Annotated in this window: 18 protein-coding genes; 10 read left to right on the top strand and 8 right to left on the bottom strand. The window is 74.1% G+C overall.

What is annotated here, in order from left to right; genetic code table 11:
* Window positions 1-58 precede the first annotated feature (58 nt).
* Window positions 59-688, bottom strand: coding sequence for a VanZ family protein (locus EYB28_RS12155; RefSeq protein ID WP_166848207.1), 630 nt, complete (start codon window positions 686-688; stop codon window positions 59-61).
* Window positions 685-1,329: a M15 family metallopeptidase gene (locus EYB28_RS12150; protein WP_166848204.1), complete on the bottom strand. Its 645-nt coding sequence runs from the start codon at window positions 1,327-1,329 to the stop codon at window positions 685-687. The genes EYB28_RS12155 and EYB28_RS12150 overlap by 4 nt, the downstream gene beginning before the upstream one ends.
* Before the next feature lie 87 nt (window positions 1,330-1,416).
* Here EYB28_RS12150 and EYB28_RS12145 point away from each other — a divergent pair, with 87 nt between their 5' ends.
* On the top strand, window positions 1,417-2,124 hold the full coding sequence (locus tag EYB28_RS12145; RefSeq protein ID WP_166848202.1) for a response regulator transcription factor: 708 nt from the start codon (window positions 1,417-1,419) through the stop codon (window positions 2,122-2,124).
* Window positions 2,117-3,217, top strand: coding sequence for a HAMP domain-containing sensor histidine kinase (locus EYB28_RS12140; RefSeq protein ID WP_166848199.1), 1,101 nt, complete (start codon window positions 2,117-2,119; stop codon window positions 3,215-3,217). The genes EYB28_RS12145 and EYB28_RS12140 overlap by 8 nt, the downstream gene beginning before the upstream one ends.
* Window positions 3,218-3,231: 14 nt before the next feature.
* Here the strand turns inward: EYB28_RS12140 and EYB28_RS12135 are convergent, their stop codons facing one another.
* Together EYB28_RS12135 and EYB28_RS12130 are read right to left on the bottom strand one after the other, a co-directional pair.
* Complete coding sequence (locus tag EYB28_RS12135) at window positions 3,232-4,833, bottom strand: Na+/H+ antiporter NhaC family protein (RefSeq protein WP_166848196.1); 1,602 nt, start codon at window positions 4,831-4,833, stop codon at window positions 3,232-3,234.
* A 90-nt stretch (window positions 4,834-4,923) separates the two neighbouring features.
* A complete protein-coding gene (locus EYB28_RS12130) occupies window positions 4,924-6,546 on the bottom strand; it encodes a glycoside hydrolase family 10 protein (protein WP_166848195.1) in 1,623 nt (540 codons plus the stop codon).
* 261 nt (window positions 6,547-6,807) lie between these two features.
* Here EYB28_RS12130 and EYB28_RS12125 point away from each other — a divergent pair, with 261 nt between their 5' ends.
* Window positions 6,808-7,380 (top strand): SigE family RNA polymerase sigma factor, encoded by a 573-nt coding sequence (locus EYB28_RS12125; protein WP_240930533.1) that lies wholly within the window; start codon window positions 6,808-6,810, stop codon window positions 7,378-7,380.
* A gap of 885 nt (window positions 7,381-8,265) precedes the next feature.
* Window positions 8,266-8,712, top strand: a complete 447-nt coding sequence (locus tag EYB28_RS12120) for a hypothetical protein (protein WP_166848191.1) — start codon at window positions 8,266-8,268, stop codon at window positions 8,710-8,712.
* Here the strand turns inward: EYB28_RS12120 and EYB28_RS12115 are convergent.
* A complete protein-coding gene (locus EYB28_RS12115; RefSeq protein ID WP_166848190.1) occupies window positions 8,690-9,445 on the bottom strand; it encodes an SDR family oxidoreductase in 756 nt (251 codons plus the stop codon). The genes EYB28_RS12120 and EYB28_RS12115 overlap by 23 nt on opposite strands.
* A gap of 112 nt (window positions 9,446-9,557) precedes the next feature.
* Here EYB28_RS12115 and EYB28_RS12110 point away from each other — a divergent pair, with 112 nt between their 5' ends.
* The 3 genes from EYB28_RS12110 to EYB28_RS12100 all read left to right on the top strand — a co-directional run bounded on the left by EYB28_RS12110 (window position 9,558) and on the right by EYB28_RS12100 (window position 11,988).
* A complete protein-coding gene (locus tag EYB28_RS12110) occupies window positions 9,558-10,403 on the top strand; it encodes a helix-turn-helix transcriptional regulator (protein ID WP_166848188.1) in 846 nt (281 codons plus the stop codon).
* A gap of 158 nt (window positions 10,404-10,561) precedes the next feature.
* Window positions 10,562-10,942, top strand: coding sequence for a PadR family transcriptional regulator (locus EYB28_RS12105; protein WP_166848186.1), 381 nt, complete (start codon window positions 10,562-10,564; stop codon window positions 10,940-10,942).
* Window positions 10,939-11,988, top strand: coding sequence for a hypothetical protein (locus tag EYB28_RS12100; RefSeq protein ID WP_166848184.1), 1,050 nt, complete (start codon window positions 10,939-10,941; stop codon window positions 11,986-11,988). The genes EYB28_RS12105 and EYB28_RS12100 overlap by 4 nt, the downstream gene beginning before the upstream one ends.
* A 90-nt stretch (window positions 11,989-12,078) precedes the next feature.
* Here EYB28_RS12100 and purB read toward each other — a convergent pair whose 3' ends face one another.
* Both purB and EYB28_RS12090 read right to left on the bottom strand, forming a co-directional pair.
* Entirely contained in the window at window positions 12,079-13,578 is a 1,500-nt protein-coding gene (gene purB, locus EYB28_RS12095) for an adenylosuccinate lyase (RefSeq protein WP_166848183.1), read from the bottom strand.
* Between the two features lie 94 nt (window positions 13,579-13,672).
* The gene (locus EYB28_RS12090) at window positions 13,673-15,037 is read right to left on the bottom strand and encodes an FAD-binding oxidoreductase (RefSeq protein WP_166848181.1); all 1,365 of its coding nucleotides are present in this window, start codon (window positions 15,035-15,037) and stop codon (window positions 13,673-13,675) included.
* Between the two features lie 104 nt (window positions 15,038-15,141).
* Between EYB28_RS12090 and EYB28_RS12085 the strand changes: the two genes are divergently transcribed.
* From EYB28_RS12085 to EYB28_RS12075, 3 genes are all read left to right on the top strand, one after another.
* The gene (locus EYB28_RS12085) at window positions 15,142-16,011 is read left to right on the top strand and encodes a sigma-70 family RNA polymerase sigma factor (protein WP_166848178.1); all 870 of its coding nucleotides are present in this window, start codon (window positions 15,142-15,144) and stop codon (window positions 16,009-16,011) included.
* Between the two features lie 117 nt (window positions 16,012-16,128).
* Complete coding sequence (locus EYB28_RS12080; RefSeq protein WP_166848176.1) at window positions 16,129-16,365, top strand: hypothetical protein; 237 nt, start codon at window positions 16,129-16,131, stop codon at window positions 16,363-16,365.
* Window positions 16,362-17,987 (top strand): hypothetical protein, encoded by a 1,626-nt coding sequence (locus EYB28_RS12075; RefSeq protein WP_166848173.1) that lies wholly within the window; start codon window positions 16,362-16,364, stop codon window positions 17,985-17,987. Before EYB28_RS12080 ends, EYB28_RS12075 begins: the two co-directional genes overlap by 4 nt.
* A gap of 11 nt (window positions 17,988-17,998) precedes the next feature.
* Here the strand turns inward: EYB28_RS12075 and EYB28_RS12070 are convergent, their stop codons facing one another.
* Complete coding sequence (locus tag EYB28_RS12070; RefSeq protein WP_166848171.1) at window positions 17,999-18,391, bottom strand: phage holin family protein; 393 nt, start codon at window positions 18,389-18,391, stop codon at window positions 17,999-18,001.
* Window positions 18,392-18,434 lie beyond the last annotated feature (43 nt).

Raw genomic sequence — 18,434 nt, 5'->3', positions numbered from 1 at the left:
CCCATGGGCAGTTGGCCTGTGTAGAACGGGAGGCCGGCGACCTGCCGTGCCGGCCGGATCATCCGGGGGCGTCGTCCCGCACGCTGGTCCCGGCGTCCTGGGCGGGGAGGGTCCGGTGCGGCCGCGGCGCGTCTCTGGGCGGGGCGTAGCGGAGCGGGGAGGCGACGACGAGCGCGCTCGCGAGGAGTGCGAGCACGGTCACGGCCGCGCACGCCCGGGTCACGACGGCGGTGGCCCTGGCGCGCAGCGTGCGCCGCGCGAGGGCGTGCAGCGCGAGGCCGACGACGCCGCCGGCGGTGTTGACGACCAGGTCGGTGACGTCGGACCGCCCGACGGCGAGGGCGTACTGGGCGGCCTCCAGGGCGAGGCTCGTCCCGGCGACCGCGCCCACCGCCTTCCACCACGGCCAGGACGGCGCGAGGAGGCCGAGGTAGAGGCCGAGCGGCACGAAGAGCACCAGGTTCGCCAGGACCTCGGACGGGTCGCTGGCGCCCGCGCCGCCATCGGCGGCGAACGGTACGAGCTTGACGACCCGCTGCGCGGCCGTGCCGACCCACGGGGTCTCGAGCTTCCACAGCACGATCCACCCGAGCAGGGCGAGGTAGACCACGAAGAGCGCGGTCGTGGCGGTGCCGGGGCGGGGTGCCGCCTCGGCCTCGGGGAGGGGCCGGGGTCTCGTGCCGGTCACTGCTGCATCCTCGGGTCCTCGGTGGGGTCGGCGTACGTGTCGGGGCAGCCGGCGTCGGCGGCGTCGGGGAACAGCTCGTAGTGCCAGGGCTCGTTGGCGTAGACCTGGCACAGCCCGAACCGAGCGCCGTGCTGGGACAGCCAGGCGGTGGCCGCGGTGGGGCCCAGGTCGACCGCGTCGCCGGACACGTGCGCCGACGTCTCCGCGGTGGCCACCCAGCGTGCGGCCTCCTCGATGGAGCCGTATTCCGCGACCGCCTCGTCGAAGAGCTGCGTCTGGAGCTCCGCGGAGCGCCACCCGCTGTTGACGTGGAACGTGACGTCGTCGCCGGCGGCCTCCGCCGCGGCCTCGCGCAGTGCGGCGAGCAGGTCGTCGTCGAGGCGGGCGACGCCGGGATCGGTCTCGTCCAGCACCGTCCCGCCGCCGGGGCCGGGCGGCGCGACGTGGTCACCGTGACGTGGGCGTTCGCCGTCGGACGATGCGGACGACGCGGACGCGGAGGACCGTGACGCGGGCGCCGCCGTCGGGGACGGCCGAAGGAGGACGGCGAGGGCGACGCCGGCGGTCAGCAGGAGGACGAGGCCGGCGAGGCCGACGGCACGGGCGCGGTAGGCCGGTCGTACGTGCTGGTGTCTGGTCATGCCGACCAGTCCAGGTGCCGGGGCGTTGCCGGGGCGTATGCGCTTCTCGATACGCCGGCGATATGTGCGGGCTCGTAGCATCGAGAGGTGCGTGTGCTGATCGTCGAGGACGAGCCCTACCTGGCGGACGCCGTCCGCGACGGGCTGCGCCTGGAGGCGATCGCCGCGGACGTCGCCGGCGACGGCGACACCGCCCTGGAGCTGCTGGGCGTCAACCCGTACGCCGTCGCCGTCCTCGACCGCGACGTCCCCGGGCCCTCGGGCGACGAGATCGCCGCGCACATCGTCGCCTCCGGGAGCGGCACGCCGATCCTCATGCTCACCGCCGCGGACCGGATCGACGACAAGGAGTCGGGGTTCGGGCTCGGCGCCGACGACTACCTGACGAAGCCCTTCGAGATGCGTGAGCTCGTGCTCCGGCTGCGGGCGCTGGACCGCCGTCGGGCCCGCCACCGGCCGCCCGTGCGCGAGCTCGCGGGCCTGCGGCTGGACGCGTTCCGCCGCGAGGTCTACCGCGGCGGGCGCTACGTCGCGCTGACCCGCAAGCAGTTCGCGGTGCTGGAGGTCCTCGTCGACGCCGAGGGTGGAGTCGTCAGCGCCGAGGAGCTCCTGGAGCGGGCCTGGGACGAGAACGCGGACCCGTTCACGAACGCCGTGCGCATCACCGTCTCGGCGCTGCGCAAGCGGCTCGGGGAGCCGTGGCTGATCGTCACCGTGCCGGGCGTCGGCTACCGCATCGAGGGGGCTCCCGACCCGGCGCCCGAGGCCGCGCGTCCCGGCGGCGCGCGTGGATAGGCGGCCCGGGCCGAGCGTCCGGCTCAAGCTCACCCTCAGCTACGCCGGGTTCCTCATGGTGGCCGGGGCCCTGCTGCTCGCCGTCGTGTGGGTGTTCCTGCTGCGGTACGTCCCCGAGTCCGTGGTCGTCACCGTCGCCCCGGGGAGGCCGGGCGCGGGCCAGTTCGTGCCCGACCGGTCCGACCTCGAGCAGGCCTTCGCGCCCCGGGTGGCCTGGGCGCTGGCCTTCCTCCTGGTGTTCGGCCTGGTGGGCGGATGGTTCCTCGCCGGCCGCATGCTCGCCCCGCTGAACCGGGTCACGGCCGCCACCCGCCTGGCCGCGGGAGGGTCGCTCTCGCACCGCGTCCGGCTGCCCGGCCGCCGGGACGAGTTCCGCGAGCTCGCCGACGCGTTCGACGCCATGCTCGCGAGGCTCGAGGCGCAGGTCGCCGAGCAGCGACGCTTCGCGGCCAACGCCTCGCACGAGCTGCGCACCCCGCTGGCGACCACCCAGGCGCTCCTCGACGTCGCCCGCGGCGACCCGGACCAGGACACGGGCGAGCTCGTCGAGCGCCTGCGCGCCGTCAACACCCGCGCGATCGACCTCACCGAGGCGCTGCTGATGCTCAGCCGCGCCGACCAGCGGTCCTTCCGCCCCGAGCATGTCGACCTGTCCCTGCTCGCGGAGGAGGCCGCCGAGACGCTCCTGCCCCTTGCGGAGCAACGCGGCGTCACCCTCGAGACCTCCGGCGACATCACCCCGGCCGTGGGGTCGCGGGCCCTTCTGCTGCAGCTGGTCACGAACCTCGCGCACAACGGGATCGTCCACAACCTGCCCGACGGCGGCACCGTGCGGGTCGACACGGCGACCCGGCCCGGGCGGGTGGTGCTCACCGTCGAGAACACCGGCGAGGTCCTCCCGCCCGAGCTGGTCGCGACGCTCACCGAGCCGTTCCGGCGCGGCACCGAACGGGTCCACGACGACCAGGCCGGCGTCGGCCTGGGGCTGGCCCTCGTCGCGAGCATCGTCCGCGCGCACGACGGTGCCCTCGCTCTCGCGCCCCGGGCCGGCGGCGGCCTGGTCGTCACCGTCGAGCTGCCCGTCCCCGGCTGAGGAGGGCGGCCGGCTCAGGCCGCCGCGCCGGGCTCCGGAGCCGGGGTCTCCGCGGCGACCGGGGCGGTGAGAAGCCGGATCGTCACCACGGCCGCGACGAGCGTCGCCAGCGTGACCAGCAGGCCGACGAGCGTGCCGGCGCCGAGCGCCAGGACGACGTAGCCGAGCAGCGCGCACCCCGCCGCGAGCACGGCGTACGGGAGCTGGGTCAGCACGTGCGTGAGCACGTGGCAGCTCGCGCCGGTGGCGGACAGGATCGTGGTGTCGGAGATGGGGGAGGCGTGGTCGCCGGCGACGGCCCCGGCGAGCACGGCACCCATGGCGGGCAGCAGCAGCTCGGGGGCGTCGGTGGAGGCGATGATCCCGCCGACCAGCGGCAGCAGCAGGCCGAACGAGCCCCACGAGGTGCCGGTCGCGAACGCCATCGCCGACGCGACCACGAAGACGACGGGCACGAGCCACGCCGTCGGGAGGTTCGCGCCCTCGACGAGGTCGCCGAGGTAGGCGCCGGTGCCGAGCTGGTCGATGAGGGACCCCAGCATCCACGCCAGCAGCAGGATCTCGATCGCGGGCAGCATCGACCTCGCGCCCTCGACCCAGCCGCGGCCGAACGTGCCCGCGGCGAACGTCGGGTTCGGGGCGGTGTACCGCAGGTACAGCAGCACGGCCGAGACCAGGCCGGCGACGCCGCCCCACATCAGTGCCAGCGAGGAGTCGGTCGCGGCGAGCACCTCCACCGGGTCCCACGACCCGGAGGCGGTGTGCCCCGTCCACACGATCCCGGCGAACACGCCGACGACGAGCAGCACGAACGGCACGACGAGCGCCCGCTTGGCGCCCGGGTGGTGCACGGGCAGGTCCTCGGACAGCCGGCCCGGCAGGTCGGCGTCCTCGGCGAACGGGCGGCCCTCGGCGACGGCCCGCTCCTCCTCGCGGCGCATCGGGCGCAGGTCGATGCCGAGCAGCGCCACGAGCCATACGAGCACCAGCGCCGCGATCGCGTAGTAGTTCGCGGCGGCCGCGCCGAGGAACGCCTCGACGCTGCCGAGCGACAGCGACGTCGCGGCCACGATCGGCACCATCAGGCCCATGATGTACGCGCCCCAGCTGGAGATGGGGGCGAGCACGGACACGGGGGCCGACGTCGAGTCGATGATGTAGGCGAGCTTGGCGCGCGAGACCCGGTGCCGGTCCGTGACGGGGCGGCTCACCTGCCCGACGGCCAGCGCGTTGAAGTAGTCGTCGATGAAGATGATGATGCCGAGGACGGCCGGCAGCACCTGGGCCCCGCGCCGGGTGCGGATGCGCGTCATCGCCCAGTCGGCGAACGCCCGCGTGCCGCCCGACATCATCACGAACGCCGTCGTCACGCCCAGCATCAGCAGGAACGCCAGGATGTAGACGTTGCCCGCGTTGACGGCGCCGTCGGCCCAGAAGATGCCCGCGAACGACTCCCACACCAGGCGCACGGTCTCCAGCGGGGACAGGTCCGCCACGAGCAGCGCCGCGGCCAGCACTCCCACGCCCAGGCTGACGAGCACCTTCTTGGTGATCACCACGAGCGCGATCGCCACCAGCGGGGGCAGCAAGGTGAGGGCCGGGTAGGTCTCGATCATTCGCAGAATGCTACGCAGGTGTGCCGAACATGCGGATGGTCCGGGATTCGGCGCGTGAATCCCGGACCATCCACATGTTCGGCGAGGCGGTCAGACCCGGCGGGTGCGGCTCGGCCGCGACTCGTTCCACAGCCGGTCCAGCGCCGTGACGACGTACGTGTACGCCTGGCCCGGCACGGCCGTGGCGTCGGTGAACGTCTGGTCCGCCGCCTCGTGGTCGGCGCGCACGGTGGCGACGAGGTGGGTGGCGTCCTCGACGTCGACGACACCGTGCCCGTCCGCGCGGTAGACGGCGAACGACGTCGCCGCACCGCTGCGCGGGCCGGCGTCGACCCACTTCAGCGTGACGCCGTCGGGGCTCGGCACGGCCTCGGCGAGCAGGGGCACCCGCACCCGGCGGGCGGGCAGGTGCGGCATCACCGGTACGAGGGCGGGCCGGGAGTAGTGGTCCTGGCGCACCCGGGTCATGGCGCCGTTCACGTCCTGCGGGATGTGGTTCGCGGAGAAGTACACGTTGCCGTGCACGGGCGTGCCCTGGTCGTCGAGCTCGGCACAGTACGTGAGGTGGTTCGTCATCTCCTCCGGGTCGGTGAAGGCACCGGACGTCACCTTGTACAGCGCCTCGCCGACGTACAGGTGCGTGCCCGACTGCGCGGCGACGTCGGCCCACCACGGCACGAGCTTGAGGTAGTCGGCGACGGCGAGGCCGAACTGCCAGTAGATCTGCGGGTTGATGTAGTCCAGCCAGCCCTCGGTGACCCAGTGGCGGGTGTCGGCGTACATCTGGTCGTACGCCTCGAAGCCGGCGGTGTCGGAGCCGAGCGGGTCGGTGGACGCGTTGCGCCAGATGCCGAACGGGCTGATGCCGAACTTCACCCACGGCTTGAGCGCCTTGATGCGCTCCGAGATCTCCCGCACGAACGTGTTGACGTTGTCGCGCCGCCACGCCTCGATGGAGTCGAAGCCACCGCCGTAGGTGGCGTACGTGCCGGCGTCGGGGAGCTCCAGGTCGCCGGACGGGTAGGGGTAGAAGTAGTCGTCGAAGTGCACGCCGTCGACGTCGTAGTGCTCGACGCTGTGCAGGATCGCGGAGTAGATGTGCTCGCGCGCCTCGGGGATGCCCGGGTCGAAGTACAGCTTGGGCCCGTACGCCCACACCCAGTCGGGGTGCTGCCGGGCGGGGTGCTCGGGGACGAGCTGCGCCGGGTCGTTCTGCATGGACACCCGGTACGGGTTGTACCAGGCGTGCAGCTCGAGGTTCCGCTGGTGGGTCTCGTCCACGATGAAGGCCAGCGGGTCGAAGCCCGGGCCCTGGCCCTGCGTGCCGGTGAGGTACTGCGACCACGGCTCGTACGGGCTGGGCCAGAACGCGTCCGCCGTCGGGCGCACCTGCACGAAGACGGCGTTGAGGTTGTACTCGACGGCGACGTCGAGCCAGTGGAGGTACTCGGCCTTGAGCTCCTCCGCGCTCAGGCCGGTGCGTGACGGCCAGTCGATGTTGACCACCGACGCGATCCACATCGCGCGCAGCTCGCGCTTGCGGCTCGTCGTGGACGACTGCTGCGCGGCGGCGAGCGGGGCGGCGCTCGCGGGCGACATCGAGCCGATGGTCACGGACAGTGCGGAGCCGGCGAGGCCCGCCGTGGCGAGGGTGAGGAAACCACGCCGGTCGACGGCGGGCGCGGGTGCGGTGGTCTCGGAACGGTGCGTCATTGCTGGTCCTCCCAGGGAACGGTCGCGGGGACGATCGCGTGGGTAAGACAATTTCACAACTGGCACTGATTGTGAAGGTTTCCGTCCTTATTCGGCGGCGACCCGGTTCCGGACAGACGGTCGGCGCCGTCACCCGCGGGGAGGACCGCACTGGACGGGCCACTGGGGCCGACGGTGGGACGCGAGATCGGCGCCGGCGAGCAACCTCGCCGGGGCGTCGGCCGTCTTCATGTCGTGACAGCGATGCGAGAGGATCCGGTCGTGACCGACCGGTGGACCCCCGTGATCCGTGTGCGAGGGGACGGGGCGGCGAGGACCGCGCCGGGCAGGGATGCGGAGTTCACCGCGTTCATGGCCGACGTCGAGCCCGTCCTCGGCCGGATGGCATACCTGCTCACCGGCGACATGCATCGTGCGGAGGAGCTGGTCCAGCAGACGCTGGTGCGGACCTACGCGGCATGGCACCGGGTTCGGGACGGGGACCCGGTCGCGTACGCGCGCCGGGTGCTCGCGAACGCGAGGATCGACGCCTGGCGCAAGCGGCGGCGCGAGGTCCTCGTCACGCCGGCCGACCTCCCGCACGATGCCGAGCCCGCGGCGCACGAGCAGGCGCACGCCGACCGCGACCAGCTCGTGCGGGCGCTCGCGCTCCTGCCCGAGCAGCGCCGCCGTGTCGTGGTGCTGCGCTACATGCTCGACCTCGGGGAGCGGCAGGTGGCCGCCGACCTCGGCATCAGCGTCGGAGCGGTGAAGTCGGCAGCCTCGCGAGGACTCGCGCAGTTGCGCGCCGTGATCGACCCGGAACCCGCCGCGCGAACGGAGGACCAGCGATGAGCGACGACGACGTCGTGCACCGGATCCGAGAGCTCGGTACCGACCTGCCCGCCCTCGACATCGACCGGGAGGCGGTGCTGCGCGCGGGGCGGCGCCGTCGACGGTGGCGGAGGGCGGCGGCGACCGGCGGCGCGGGGGCGCTGTGCGCCGGACTCGTCGTCGGCGTGCTCGCCTGGTCCGGATCGACGGCGCATGCGCCGACTCCCGGGCCCGCGTCGAGCCCGTCGTCGAGCCCGTCATCCAGCCCGGCGCCGACCGGCAGTCCGACGAGCAAGGACGACGACGGCCCCCGCGCCGTCGTCGACCACGCCGCTGGCACCATCCGGCTGCCGACCGACGACTGGTCGCCGACGCCGGAGCAGCAGGCCGTCATCGACACGGCGCGCGAGTACCTGGAGATCCAGTGCTACACGGAGGCCGGGTACGGCGACGAGGTCGAGTTCGTCGGGCTCGCGACGCGCTACCTGGGCGGGCCCGGGCGGTACCGCGCGCTCGGACTGTGGTCGGACGACGACCTCGAGGCGAGCTATGACGAGGTCATCGGTCGGGGCGCGTTCTGGTGGGGGTACGAAGGTGTCGCCACGTCGCCCAACGACGCCGATCCCGGTGCGGTGCCCGACGATGACGTGATCGCGTGCACGGAGGGTGCCGAGGACCGGCTCACCGGACTGACACAGCAGGAGCTGCGGGACACCGCCTGGTCCGCGGGGACCGGGGGGGCGACCCGAGCTCGCGGCCGACCTGGCCGGCTACGACGACGACAGCCTCGCTGCCCTGTCCCGTCCCGAGAGTCGGGCCGGCCGGAGTGCGAAGAAGGTCGTCGACGAGTGGCGGCAGTGCCTGGCGGACGCGGGCTACCCGGCGTTCGAGAACACCCAGGCGCTCGTGCCGGACGGGGTGCTCGACCTCACCGTGGAGTACACACCGGAGCAGCAGGCCATCCTCGACGACATCGAGGAGCACTCGGTGCCGACGAAGCACGGCATGGTCCAGCCCGACCCCGCCACGCTCGGGTACACCCCGGAGGACCTGGAGTTCCTGGACCAGGACGCGCCCTACCCCTCGCGGCTCCTGCCGCCCCAGGCCGAGCACGCGGTCGTGGAGGCTGACGTGCGCTGCAAGCGAGAGCTCCGCGTGGTCCAGCGGTTGGCGGATCTCGACGCCGCCGTCCTCGAGAAGTACATCGCGGACAACCCCGAGTACTTCCGCAGCGTCCGGGACGTCACCTCGACGATGCTCCGTAACGCCGTCGAGGTGCTCGACACAGCGGGTGTCGACGTGCCTGACGTGGGCGAGGTCGGCGCGGGGGCTAGTGCGGGTCGGCGGCGTTGAGCCGCGCGACCGTCTCGTCGTAGGCGCCCCGCACCTCGGCGAACCGGAGGAACTTCACTCCCTCGACCAGGATCTCGTGCGCGTCGGGCCGTGCGGCCAGCAGGTCCATCACCTCGTCGGCGTAGTCGTCCAGCGGCATCGCGATCGGGCTGTCCTCCTGGCCCGGCACGATCGCGGTCCGCACCGCGGGCGGCACGATCTCGATCACCTGGACGCCGGCGGGCTCGAGCTGCAGCCGGATGCCTTCGCTGAGCCGGTGGATCGCGGCCTTCGTGGCGTTGTACGTCGGCGTCACGGTCAGTGGTACATGTGCCAGCCCGGACGAGACGGTGACGAACGCGGCCCCGTCCCTGGTTCGCAGGTGCGGCAGGAACGCCGCCGCGAGCCGGATCGGTCCCAGCAGGTTGGTCACGACCGTGCGCTCCGCTGCGGGCAGGAAGTCGGGCGACGTCCAGTCCTCGGGCTGCATGATCCCGGCCATCGCGACGACGGCATCGAGCTCGGGGTGGCGGGCCAGCACCTCGTCGCGAGCGGTCTCGATGCTCGCCGAGTCGGCGGTGTCGATACGGACGGAGTCGATGCCGGGGTGCGCGGCGGCGATCTCGTCGAGCAGTGCGGTGCGCCGGCCGCCCACGATCACGGTGCTGCCGCGGGCCTGCAGACGTAGGGCGAGGGCGAGGCCGATGCCGCTCGTCGCGCCGGGGATGAAGACGGTACTGCGGGTGATGTCCATGCCTCCACGCTGCGCTGTGCCCGCCGGGAGCGGGAGAGGAGCGGACATCGGGGGACCGGCGGTCCCTGGCTCAGGTCTGGCCCGCCCCGCGCCGTCGGCGGACGATGGGCGCATGGACCGAGCAGCACTGGCCGAGTTCCTCCGCCGTCGCCGCGAGTCGGTGCGGCCTGCCGACGTCGGCCTGCCCGCCGGGGCGCGCCGGCGCACGGCGGGGCTGCGGCGCGAGGAGGTCGCGCTGCTCGCGGCGATGTCCACCGACTACTACACGCGGCTCGAGCAGCAGCGCGGCCCGCAGCCGAGCGAGCAGATGCTGGCGTCCCTCGCGCGGGCCCTGCGCCTCACCGACGACGAGCGCGACTACCTGTTCCGGGTCTCGGGTCGCGGCGCCCCGGACCGCGTCACGACGTCGTCCCACGTGCGCCCCGCGCTGCAGCGCGTGCTCGACCGGCTCTCGGACACCCCTGCCCTGGTGCTCTCGGCGCTGGGGGAGACGCTGGTCGCGAACGACCTCGCCGTGGCGCTGCTCGGCGACCGGTCGAGCCTGACCGGGTGGGAGCGCAGCGACGTCTACCGCTGGTTCACCGACCCCGACGAGCGCACGATCTACCCCGCCGACGACCGCGACCGGCAGGGCCGCGCCCTGGTCTCGACGCTCCGCGTGGCCCACGGCATCCTCGGCCCGCGGTCACGCGCCGCCGAGCTCGTCACCGTCCTGCGCACCCGCAGCGCCGAGTTCGCCGCGCTGTGGGACCGGCACGAGGTCTCCCAGCGGTTCGCGGACCACAAGACGCTGCTGCACCCCCAGGTCGGCCCCGTCGAGCTCGACTGCCAGGTCCTGTTCACCGAGGACCAGACCCAGGCGCTCCTCGTCCTCACCGCGCCGCCACGGTCCGAGGCGGCCGAGAAGCTGGAGCTGCTCGCCGTCCTCGGGCGGCAGGAGGTCGCGACCACGACCTGACCGCCGCGCCGCCCGTCACTTGCAGCTGCCGAACATGGGGTTGGTCCGGGATTCAGACTCTGAATCCCGGACCAACCCCATGTTCGGCACCGAGGAAAGCCATGGTCGACGGGCCGTGTCGGCGGTCTATAGGTTCGTCGCGAGGGTATATTCGCGACATGGCATCGCGACCGTTGCAAGAACCGGCGTTCCTGATCCTCTCTGCGCTCGCGCAGGGGCCGTCGCACGGGTACGGCATCTCCAAGGACGTCGAGGAGAGCTCGGGCGGCCGGGTCACGTTGCGGGCGGGCACCCTGTACGGCGCGATCGACCGGCTCGTCGGCGCCGGGCTTGTCGAGGTCGACCATGAGGAGGTGGTCGACTCCCGGCTGCGGCGCTACTACCGGCTCACGCCCGACGGCGGTACGCGGCTCGCGGCCGAGGCCCGACGCACGGAGGCGCAGGCGCGGCAGGCGCTCGAACGGCTGGGGTCGCGACGGGTCGGCGTTCCGGCGCTCGGGGAACGGGGCCCGGCCGGGCTCGGGGAGGTGCCGGCATGAGCGACGAGACGACGTTCGTGCCGCCCGCGCTGGTGCGCGACTACCGGCGGCTGCTCCGCCTCTTCCCCTATGCCCATCGGCGGGCGCACGGCGCGGAGATGCTCGGGCACCTGCTCGACGGCGCGACGCCCGGCCGGTCGCGGCCCACGCGACCGGAGGTGGTCGACCTGCTTCGCGCCGCCGCACGCGAGTGGGTGCTCGCGCCGTTCGGCTCGACGCCGGAGCAGCGGCGGTCGGCGGCCGGCTGGCTCCTCGTGCTGCTGCCGTTGGTCCTGGCGGGCCCCGCCATGGTCGCGCTGGGCTCGGCGGCCTCCGCCGTCCTCGTGCACGACGGTGCGGTCGTCGACGGGCAGATCGGCAGTCTGCTGGCGTGGTCGCCGCTGCTGCTCTCCTGGGTGCTGTGGGTCTGCGGGATGCTCGCGCTCGCGGGGGGACTGCACCGCGTCGCCCTGTCGGCCCTCGCCGTCGCGGCCGCGTCCGGGTGGGTCGTCCTGCTCGGCCTGTCCGTGGTCGGAACCGTGTATCGCGGCCTGTTCCCCGTGTTCACGGCGATGGGGTGGGTCGTCGCGCTGACCGCGCTCGCTGCCGCGGCGGGGATCCGGTGCGTCAGCGTGTCGCTCGTGGGGAGGATACGGAGCCGGTCGTCCATGGCAGCGGCGGCCGTGGCCGCCACCCTGCCGGTCGCGGCGGTCGTGCGCGTCGGGATCGCGGATGACGACTCGTGGATCCCCGCCCCGTCCTCGACGATGCTCCTCGGGAACGGTGCGATGTTCGTGGGACTGGTCGTCGTCTCGGGCGTCGTCCTGGCCACGAGGCGGGGGCGTCACGCACTCCCCGTCCTCGCCGGCGTGGGGACCGCCGTCGGGCTGGGGCGGATCGGCCTCTTCGCGTCCCAGCTCAGGCAGCTCGACGTCGTCGACGCCGGGAACGTCGCGGCGCTGCTCGCCGCGTCGGTCGCGGTGGCGTCCGTGCTGCGGTGGGTCGTCAACCGGGTGGACGAGCTCGGTCAGGCGCGTGCACGGCTTCGTGCCGAGCTCGCCGGTTGACCGGAGTCCGCCGAACATGGGGTTGGTCCGGGATTCAGACCCTGAATCCCGGACCAACCCCATGTTCGGCTCCGAAGAAGGACATGTTCCTCAGGCGAGGTAGTCCTCGACCAGCCGGGCGGCGACGCCGGTGTACGACGCCGGGGTGAGGGCCGCGAGGCGCTCGGCGACGTCGTCGGGCAGGCCGAGGCCGGCGACGAACTCGCGCATGCGGGCGGCGTCGACGCGCTGGCCGCGGGTGAGCTCCTTGAGGCGCTCGTAGGGGTTGTCCATGCCCTCGACGCCGGCGACGGACGCGGCGCGCATCGCGGACTGGACGGGCTCGCCGAGCACCTCCCAGTTGGCGTCGAGGTCCTCGGCCATGAGGGCGGCGTTGACGTTCAGCGCCTTGAGGCCGCGGCGGACGTTGTCGATCGCGAGCAGCGAGTGCCCGAACGCCGGGCCGATGTTGCGCTGCGTCGTGGAGTCGGTGAGGTCGCGCTGCAGGCGGCTCGTCACCAGGGTCGCCGACAGGGTGTCGAGCAGCGAGCAGGAGATCTCGAGGTTCGCCTCGGCGTTCTCGAACCGGATCGGGTTGACCTTGTGCGGCATCGTCGAGCTGCCGGTGGCGCCCGCGACGGGCACCTGCGTGAAGAACCCGAGCGAGATGTACGTCCACACGTCGGTCGCGAGGTTGTGCAGGATCCGGTTGAAGCGGGCGACGTCCGCGTAGACCTCGGCCTGCCAGTCGTGCGACTCGATCTGCGTGGTCAGCGGGTTCCAGGTCAGGCCCAGGTGCTCGACGAACGCCTTCGAGACGGCGGGCCAGTTGGCACCCGGGACGGCCACGGTGTGCGCGCCGAAAGTGCCGGTGGCGCCGTTCAGCTTGCCCAGGTACTCCGCGCCCTCGACCCGGCGCAGCTGGCGGCGCAGGCGGTGGGCGAGGACGGCGATCTCCTTGCCCATCGTCGTCGGGGTCGCGGGCTGGCCGTGCGTGCGGCTCAGCATCGGCACCTCGGCGTGCTCGCGCGCCATGGCGGCGAGCTGGTCGCCCAGGTCGGTGGCCGCGGGGAGCCACACCTCGCGCACCGCGCCGGCGACCATGAGGGCGTACGAGAGGTTGTTGATGTCCTCGCTCGTGCACGCGAAGTGCACCAGCTCGCTCGCGGCGGGCAGCGACGTCTCGCCCAGGGCCTCGGGGGCGGCGGCGATGCGGCGCTTGATGAAGTACTCGACCGCCTTGACGTCGTGCACGGTCTCGCGCTCGATGGCGGCCAGCTCGGCGATCTCGTCCGCGCCGAACGTCGCGGGGATCCGGCGCAGGTAGCCGACCTCGGCGTCGGACAGCGTCGGCGCGCCCGGCACGACCGCCCCCGGCTGTGCCGCGGTCCCGTTGCACAGGGTGATCAGCCACTCGACCTCGACGTGGATGCGGGCCCGGTTCAGGGCCGCCTCGCTGAGGTGGTCCACCAGCGGCGCGACGGCCCCGCGGTAGCGCCCGTCGAGCGGGCCCAGCGCGACGGGCGGGGTGACGTCGGCGAGGTTCACGCGGGCGGGCTGGTCGGCAGTGGTCGTCGAGGTCTGCGGCGTGGTGGAGGTCACGCCCCGCATTCTCCCACGGGCCCAGGCAGACGTTGTGAGCGCGATCTCGGGGACAGTGCGACCCCGAACTGTCCCCGAGATCGCGCTCACAACGCCCGGGGGCTCAACCGAGGAGGGGGTAGGCGCCGCGGACGGTGCCCTGCGGGTCGCGGGCGCGCTTGAGCTCCCGCAGGCGGGCGAGGGCGGCGTCGTCGTACGCGGCCGCCGCGCTCTCGCCGGGTGCGAGGAACGTGGCCGGCTTGCGCCCCGTGGCGACGCCGTCGAGCTTGACCGGCAGGGCGTCGAGCCGCCCCCCGACGGCGGTCGCGAGGCCGGGCTCGAACGCCAGGCCGAACGCGTACAGGAGGTACGGCTCGGTGATGGGGCCCAGCGCGCCGGCGTCGTCCTCGGGCGCGGCGAGCGCACCGCCCAGGTGCCGCAGCTGCAGCATCAGCAGCGGCGCGACGGACGTCGTGAACAGGCGCTCCACCGCCTCGTCGTCGACTCGCGACAGGAGCTCGGCGCGCGACCGCCCCGCGGCCGGGTCGGTCGGGTCGGCCGTGATGTCGCCGACGTCCGCCAGCCGGACCGGGCCGATCGCGGCGTCGAGCCCGGGGCCGAGGGCGCCCGGGACGGCGGCGAACGGCGCGAGCAGCGCGCGGGCTGACGCGGCGTCGCCCAGGTACGCGGCGTGCACGACGACGACGGCAGGGGCGCCCGGCGCCTCGACCCGCGACAGCCACACGCTGAGCTCGCGCGGCGCGGCGGCGGTGACCTCACGGAAGACGGCGAGGACCTCGGCGGCACGCGCGGCCGGCCAGGCGACCTTGCCGCCCGAGAACGCGGGCACCTCGACGAGGTCGATCTCCATGGCCGTCACGACGGCCAGGTCGCCGCCACCGCCGCGCAGCGCCCAGAACAGCTCCGGGTCCGACGCCGCGGTGACGGTGACCTGCTCGCCCGCCGGGTCGACGACGTCGAACGACCGCACGTGGTCGGCTGCCAGGCCGTGGGCGCGGCTGAACCAGCCCAGACCGCCGCCGAGCGTGTAGCCGACCGCGCCCACGCCGGGTGCGCTGCCGAGCAGGGTGGTGAGCCCGTGCGGCGCGGCCGCCGCCTGCACCGCGCCCCACGACGCGCCGGCGCCGACGCGGGCGGTGCGGCGCGCCGGGTCCACCTCGACGGCGTCGAGCGCGCCGGTGCGCAGCAGCACCGTGCCCGCCACGTCGCCCGACGCGCCGTGGCCGGTCGACTGGGCGGCGACGGCGAGTCCCGCGGCCCGCGAGTGCCGCACCGTGGCGGCGACGTCGTCGGCGTCCGCGGCCTCGACGACGGCGGCGACCGGCTGCCGGACGGCGAGGTTCCACGGCGTGGCGGCGGCGTCGAAGCCGTCGTCGCCGGGAAGCAGGCGGCGTCCCGTGAGGGCGCCCGCGAGGGCGGTGGAGAAGGTGTCGGTCGAGGCCAGATCGTTCGACGTCCGAGAGGTCATGCGGGCTCCTGTCCGAGGGCCGGTGTCGCACTCCTGTGGTTCGGTGGGCACCGGCAGCGTGTGCTGTCACCCCTCTGACACGGCCCGACGAAGGAGTGTGACCGATGAGCGCGGACCAGCTCATGGCGGACCAGTTCGAGACGTTCCGCCCGCACCTGCGCGCGGTGGCGTACCGGGTGCTGGGCTCCACGGCCGACGCGGAGGACGCGGTGCAGGACGCGTGGGTGCGCGCGCACGCCGCCGGCACGGCCGGCGTGGCGAACCTCGGCGGCTGGCTCACGACGATCGTCGCCCGGGTCGCGCTCAACCTCCTGCGCTCCCGGGGTGCACGCCGGGAGACCGGCGGGGACGGGCACCTGCCCGACCTGCTGGTGACGTCCGTCGACGACCTGGAGGATCCCGAGCGGAGAGCGGTCGAGCAGGACGAGCTCGGCGCGGCGCTCCTCGTGGTGCTGGACACGCTGGCGCCGGCCGAGCGCGTCGCCTTCGTGCTGCACGACCAGTTCTCCGTGCCGTTCGAGGAGATCGCGCCCGTCGTCGACAGGTCCGTCGCCGCCACGCGCCAGCTCGCCAGCCGCGCGCGCCGCAAGGTGCGTGAGGCCGTGCCCCCGCAGGACGACGTCGCGCGACGCCGGGAGGTCGTCGCCGCGTACCTCGCCGCGTCGCAGGCGGGGGACTTCGACGGTCTCGTGGCGCTGCTCGACCCCGAGATCGTGGTACGTCTCGACTACGGGCCCGGGGAGCTGTCCCGCGTGCTGCGCGGCGCGCAGGCGGTGGCCGAGCAGGCGCGGCTGCACTTCGGCACGGCGCGCTTCTCGCGCCTCGTGCTCGTGGGCGGGTCGCCCGGCCTCGTCACCGTGCTCGACGACGGCACGGTGTACTCCGTGCTCGCGTTCACCGTGTCGGGCGGTCGCGTGACCGGCATCGACATCCTGTCCGACCGGGACCGGCTCGCCGGGGTCGACCCGACGTGACCCGCCGGGTCGTGGTCGCGGCGGGGTGCCGCCCGCAGGCCGTCCACAGGGGGCGTCCGTGCACAGTGCGGTCCGTAGGCTCCGGACCGGGCGGACCGCCGACCTAGCGTCCGGGCCATGACCTCCCCGGACGGGCCGTTCGCGCCACCCACGCTCCTGCCATCCGGCGTCGCCGGGCTGCTCGGCGCCCGCGCCGACGCCGAGGACGCCGCGTCGCGGGCACGGCGGAGCCTCCAGATCGGGTGGGAGTCACCCGCCGCCGCCCGGTTCCGGGCCGAGGTGGGCATCCTCCTGCGGGAGATCGACCGTCACCTCGGCGACATCGACCAAGCCGTGGCGGTGCTGCCCCGGTGACCGGTCAGGAGGACGGCGGACTGGCACCGGAGGAGACGCTGACGATCGTCGGCGGGCGCCCGCTGATGCGCGTCGACGCCGACGACGTGCGGCACGCCGCCGCCCTGCTCGACGACGCCGCGGCCGGGCTGCGTGCGGCGGCGCGGCGCTGCTCCGCGGCCCACGACGTGCTGCGGCGGTCCACCTGGGCGCCGGACCCCCTCGGCGTGCCGTTCGAGGCCAGGCCCGGTCCGAGCGAGGTCGCGGCGGCCAGCCACGCCGCCGACCTCGCCCAGGAGGTGGCGGCCGGCCTCGCCGCCCGGGCGACGACGTCCGACCGGCTCGCGCTGCGACTGCGGATCGCCGCGGGACTGTACCGGCGGGGCGAGTCCGTCGTGGAGCGGTCCGCGGGGGTGCTCGTGACGACACTCTTCGCCGTCGCGGGTCGGGCCGTCGACGTCCACCTGCTGCCGTGGATGCGGATGAGCACCGGCGTCGGCGCCGCGACCCTGCGGTCCGCCGACGACGGCGCGGAGTCCGCGCCCGCGTGGGCCGAGCGGACGCCGCCCGGCACCGCCGTCCGGGACGGCCACGACGGCACCCTCGCCGCCGCATGGCGGCAGGTCGCCTCCGTGGCCGCCGAGGCGATGTCCGGCCTGGCGTGGGGCGTCGACCCGCGGCGGGGCGTCACCGGCGGGGCCGGCGAGCTCGCCACGCTCGTGGGCACCGCGGTGCCGGACGGCACGGTCCGGGTGGCGCCGCTCGCTGCCGGCGGTCCGGGCACGGGACCGCCGGACTGGGCGGGACGGCCGTCGGCCACGGTGGACGAGGCGCTGGCGCGCACCGCCGACCTCTACCCGCACGGCAGCGGGATCGCCGGCAGGCCGGGTACCGGTGCGCCCGCCGGCACGCTCGCCGTCGAACGCGTGACGCACGACGACGGGACGACGTCGTGGACCGTGCTCGTGCCGGGAACCCAGGGACTCGTGTCGGCGACGCACCCCTTCGACGGACTGAGCGACCTCGAGCTGATGGCCCACCAGGCGTCGGAGCTGACCGACTCCGTCACGCAGGCGCTGGACCGGGCCGGCGCGGAGTCGGGCGACCCGGTGGTCCTCGTGGGGCACAGCCTCGGCGGCATCGCCGCGGTCGCGCTCGCGTCCTCGCCCGCGTTCGCCGAGAAGCACCGCGTCGGCGGCGTCGTGACCGCCGGCGCGCCCACCGCCACGTTCGACACCCCCCGCGGCGTCCCCGTGCTGCACCTCGAGACCGACGAGGGGCTCGTGGCCGCGACCGACGGCCGGTCGAGCGCCGAGAACCCCGCCACCGCCGACCGCGTCACGGTGGGCCGCGCGCTGCGGGCGTCGGACGAGCCGCTCGACCGCGCCGCGTCGGGCAGCGTCGCGCTGGCGCACGCGATGCCCACCCATCTGCGCACCCTCGCAGCAGCGCGCACGTCGCGGAACGTGCAGGTCGCGGACGTCACCGCCCGCATCGAACGGCTGCTCGGCGGCACCGGCTCGCGGACCACGTTCTTCGCCGCACGCCGCGTCGCCTCCGGGCCCGTGGTGATGGCGCCCGGACGGGCGGGCGGGACGACGACGCCCCCGCCGGGAATCCCGGCGAGGGCGGTGGCGCACTGAGGAAGCGGCGGTCAGTCCTTCTTCGGGGCGAACGCTCCGATGATCGCCTGCAGCACCGCGAGGATCAGCGCGATCCACACGAACCACCAGAACCCGCCGGAGACCTCCAGCCCCCAGTCGCCGAACCAGCCCTGGTCCGTGATCCACGTGGTCAGCCACAGCATGAACGCGTTGATCAGCAGGTAGAACAGGCCCAGGGTGAGGATCAGCAGCGGGATCGAGATGATGCTGACGATGGGCTTCACGATCGCGCTGACGAGCGAGAACACCAGCGCGACGCCCAGGATCACGAGGATCCGGCTGCCGACGCTGTCGTCGCCGCCGTAGATCTCGAGGTTGGTGAAGATGAGGTCGCTCAGCCACAGCGCCACGGCCGTGACGATCACGCGGACGAGGAAGTTCATGCCCGCATCCTGGCACGTCACGCGTGCCGGTGGGCGGTGAACC

The sequence above is a fragment of the Isoptericola sp. BMS4 genome (assembly GCF_011634835.1).
Taxonomy (GTDB): domain Bacteria; phylum Actinomycetota; class Actinomycetes; order Actinomycetales; family Cellulomonadaceae; genus Isoptericola.
This window is presented reverse-complemented; position numbering and strand designations above follow the sequence as displayed.

Excerpts from the sequence above, each read along its gene's own strand:
- EYB28_RS12085 (WP_166848178.1), top strand. The coding sequence starts at position 15,142 with ATGAGCGCGGACCAGCTCATGGCGGACCAGTTCGAGACGTTCCGCCCG.
- EYB28_RS12090 (WP_166848181.1), bottom strand. The coding sequence starts at position 15,037 with ATGACCTCTCGGACGTCGAACGATCTGGCCTCGACCGACACCTTCTCC.
- EYB28_RS12150 (WP_166848204.1), bottom strand. The coding sequence starts at position 1,329 with ATGACCAGACACCAGCACGTACGACCGGCCTACCGCGCCCGTGCCGTC.
- EYB28_RS12135 (WP_166848196.1), bottom strand. The coding sequence starts at position 4,833 with ATGATCGAGACCTACCCGGCCCTCACCTTGCTGCCCCCGCTGGTGGCG.
- EYB28_RS12080 (WP_166848176.1), top strand. The coding sequence starts at position 16,129 with ATGACCTCCCCGGACGGGCCGTTCGCGCCACCCACGCTCCTGCCATCC.
- EYB28_RS12130 (WP_166848195.1), bottom strand. The coding sequence starts at position 6,546 with ATGACGCACCGTTCCGAGACCACCGCACCCGCGCCCGCCGTCGACCGG.
- EYB28_RS12110 (WP_166848188.1), top strand. The coding sequence starts at position 9,558 with ATGGACCGAGCAGCACTGGCCGAGTTCCTCCGCCGTCGCCGCGAGTCG.
- EYB28_RS12115 (WP_166848190.1), bottom strand. The coding sequence starts at position 9,445 with ATGGACATCACCCGCAGTACCGTCTTCATCCCCGGCGCGACGAGCGGC.
- EYB28_RS12105 (WP_166848186.1), top strand. The coding sequence starts at position 10,562 with ATGGCATCGCGACCGTTGCAAGAACCGGCGTTCCTGATCCTCTCTGCG.
- purB (WP_166848183.1), bottom strand. The coding sequence starts at position 13,578 with ATGCGGGGCGTGACCTCCACCACGCCGCAGACCTCGACGACCACTGCC.
- EYB28_RS12070 (WP_166848171.1), bottom strand. The coding sequence starts at position 18,391 with ATGAACTTCCTCGTCCGCGTGATCGTCACGGCCGTGGCGCTGTGGCTG.
- EYB28_RS12100 (WP_166848184.1), top strand. The coding sequence starts at position 10,939 with ATGAGCGACGAGACGACGTTCGTGCCGCCCGCGCTGGTGCGCGACTAC.